The organism is Pontibacterium sp., from assembly GCF_964228735.1.
Lineage (GTDB): Bacteria > Pseudomonadota > Gammaproteobacteria > Pseudomonadales > Balneatricaceae > Pontibacterium.
Genome location: NZ_CAXRBQ010000142.1, coordinates 1 through 3,602 on the forward strand (window position 1 = coordinate 1; position 3,602 = coordinate 3,602).

Genomic DNA, 3,602 nt, shown 5'->3' on the forward strand with positions numbered 1-3,602 from the left:
ATGGGGTCCTAGGGATTTTGCCTCCAAATACTGCAAAAACCGTTGAAGGCCCCGTATTTACTGGCCTCCAAGCCACTATTAATTTTAATTTAGCTCGAGTTTCAGTATCTTCTTCGGCCTTTGGGTCAAAGAATGAGCAGAACCAAGCGACTATCAATTCTCACTGCCGCTGAAATCGAGGATTTATACGGCGTCCCCTCCTTCAACGAATCGTATCAACGGTTTTACTTCACGCTGAATGATAAAGAGCGCGCTGAGCTGACCAGAATAAGGCAGCGCAAGTACCGCTGTATCGCCATCGCATTGTTGGGCTATTTCAAATGCAAACCCATCTTGCTCAATCCGACGTTTAAATCCATGCAGGATGACTTGGGATTTATCGCGAAAAATCACTTTGATGGCCTGAAATTTCGACGCTTCAGTCTGAAATCCGATCAAAAGTCCCGCATTTATGAACGGATTTTTTCCATGATCGAATATGAAAATTGGAAAGATCCTGAGCATCAACCCCGGCTTGTTGAACACTTATTGGCCTGTGCTGAAAGCTGGGTTGCACCTCGTGCTCTCTTTGATGCAGCGATTGAGTTCCTGGCCCACCAGAAAATTGCCATTCCTGCCTATAGCACCCTGCAGAAGATCGTCAGTCAGGTGGTTAACCAGCATCAGCAGCGACTGCATGAGAAGATCGGCGCCGCGTGTAGCCCAAAATTGACGACTGTACTAAATACACTGGTATCCGGTAATGACCAGCTTACGTTAACACAATTGCGCGGCGGCGCGCGCAATTTCACCGGCACCGAGTTGCAGAAAGAACTCGCGGTGTATCACCACATTCAACCGCTGATGGCAGAGGTGACCGTTGTCCTCGACTCGCTTTCTCTGTCTCAAAAAAATCAGCAGCACTATGCCGAACGGATTCAATATTACGGCGCCAAAATCAAGCGTCAGTCGCCAGAGAACCAGTGCCTATATCTGCTTTGCTACCTACAGTTTCGATATCAGGAGGGGTTGGAACGCATGGCCGAAGGGTTCATTCACCACGTTCGACAGGTAAAGCAACGAGCGCATCAGCTGGCGCAGGATCGAGTTTATCGGGATTGGCAAAAGGCGGCTACCAATGTGAGTAAGGCTGCAGAAATCTTGTGCCTGTTTGTTGATGATCGTATCGACCCCAATACGTCATTCCATGCTGTACAGAAACAAGCGTTCCAGGTTCTCAATGCCAACGAGCTGAGTTCAGTCTGCCGGTACCTCGGCAATCAGAAGCATCGGCGGATGAGGCGTTCTGGCAACACCTGGATACGGAATCCACGTTGAGAACCGGCCTGTTACGATCACTCTTTTGCTGTCTACGCATCGAAGGCACCGATAAAACACAACGGTTGGCAGCGGTCTTGAGCCAAACTCGACAGGAGCTGGCGGCCGGCAACATGCTCAGAGATGCCAGTATTGACCGGCGTCTACCGCCAAAAGCCACGCGACCACTCTTGTTGAAACCTGACGGCGGCATAGACAAGGCTAGATATGAATGGTTCTTGTATTTGCAGATTCCCAGCCGCCTAAACGGCCAGTTAGTGCTGCCAGAAGTCATACGGTATCGTGCACTGGACGACGATCTGGTAAAACCACAGACTTGGAAAAATCAGAAGCAGGCCTTGGTCGAGGGTACGAAGCAACCCAAAATTACTGAGGATCCAAAGCAACTGATCCCGCGCATGGCGGATCGGTTGACCACTCGGCTATACGAAGTCAGCGACTATCTGGAACGCGTGGACAACAGGGATATCATTCTGCGCCCGAAGGGTGGTAAACACCTTTGGCGCTTACCGACCACCGGCAAAAAACATCTGGTGAACAATCCGTTCTTCCAGCAAATGAGGGCAATCGGAGTCGCCGATGTCTTGCGCGTGGTGGATCAGGATACCGGATTTATTGACGACTTTGAGCACGTGCTGGGCATGACCTCCAAAAGCCGCCAGTATGAAGTGGACCTGTTGGCGATCCTGATCGCCAATGCCACAAACCAGGGCATCTACGGTATCGCCCAGATCTCCGACCGCACCTATGATCAGCTGAGTACCATCCAAGCGAACTACCTTCGGCTGGAAACGTTGAATGCCGCAAATGACCGCATCAACAACGCCACTACGCGACTGAGTATATTTAATCACTACAATATCCAGGATGACAACCTGCATGCCAGCGCTGATGGCCAAAAGTTCGAAGCTAAGCGCGAGACATTCCGTACCCGGTATTCCTCAAAATACTTCGGTACCAGCAAAGGGGTCTCGGCGATCAGCCTGAATGCCAATCATATGGCAATCAATGCCCGGGTGATCGGCGCTAACGAACACGAATCCCATTACATCTTTGACCTCCTGATGAACAACAGTACTGAGATCATCCCGGATACGCTCTCTACTGACACCCATGGGGTAAACCATGTGAATTTTGCTTTACTCGATCTGTTTGGCTACCGGTTCGCCCCCCGATATGCCCAGGTAGGCAGGGTTATCAACGAGATGTTCGATATCTCCGAGGACGAGAGTCAGCGGGTGAGACTCACATTGCGTAAACCCATTAACACGCAGAGTATTATGGAGTGCTGGGACACCATCCAGCGAATTGCCGTGTCACTGGCTCACCGGAAAACCACCCAAGCCATATTGGTCCGGAAACTCTCTGGCTACAAGAAAAACCACCCACTACTGAAGGCGCTGACTGAATATAACCGACTATTGAAGGCCCAATACCTGCTGGATTACATCGATAACGCCAGCCTTAGAAACCACGTGCAACGCGCCTTGAATCGGGGAGAAGCTTATCACCAGTTGCGTAGGGCAATCAGCAACGTGAACAGCGACCGGTTCCGGGGGAATAGCGACGAGGAGATACAAATCTGGAACGAAAGCGCCCGGCTGGTAGCAAATGCCATTATCTACTTCAACTCGAAAGTACTCAGCAACCTGCTGGACAGCTTCGAGGAGCAGGGCAGCGAAAAACACATGGAAACCGTAAAGGGCGCATCACCTGTCGCGTGGGAGAATATCAACTTCCGGGGTACGTATACGTTCGCGCCGACGGGAGAGCTGCCTAAACTGGATGATTTAATGGCGCCGATTGAGGGCTATCGGCCGATAAGTAAAAATTGATGCCTCTCTACAGGCTAGCAAACACGGGGGCTTCGGAGGTTTTTGCAGTATTTGGAGGCAAAATCCCTAGGACCCCTTTTTGGTGAAGGTCAGGTTGCACAACTCGATGAGCTTGTGCCGAAAGATGCGCGTGTTTTAGTGTTGTTTGGTGGACAAAGTGCACGAAAAAACGGCACCCTAGACGAAGTCATTACTGCCCTTGGTAATCGTCATATAGAAGAGTTTGGCGGTATCGAAGCTAATCCTGGTTACAGTACCTTGATGCGTGCGGTTGAGCAGATTCGTCAAAATAAGTTGGATTATCTGTTAGCTGTTGGGGGTGGTTCTGTCATAGATGGCACCAAGTTTGTTGCTGCAGCTGTGCAGTGTGATGGTGACCCATGGCAGGAAATCTTAGTGAATCACGCCACAAATATTCGCCAGGCATTACAGTTTGGTTCAGTGCTTACC

General features: G+C 50.4%; 1 protein-coding gene and 1 pseudogene. Both read left to right on the top strand.

Annotated features, from left to right (window positions below; all coding sequences use genetic code 11):
* Positions 1-132 precede the first annotated feature (132 nt).
* A pseudogene (locus ACEQ15_RS15825) lies at positions 133-3,152 on the top strand (Tn3 family transposase).
* Between the two features lie 42 nt (positions 3,153-3,194).
* The coding region (locus ACEQ15_RS15830) for an iron-containing alcohol dehydrogenase (RefSeq protein WP_370280207.1) at positions 3,195-3,602 on the top strand (408 nt) is incomplete at its 3' end.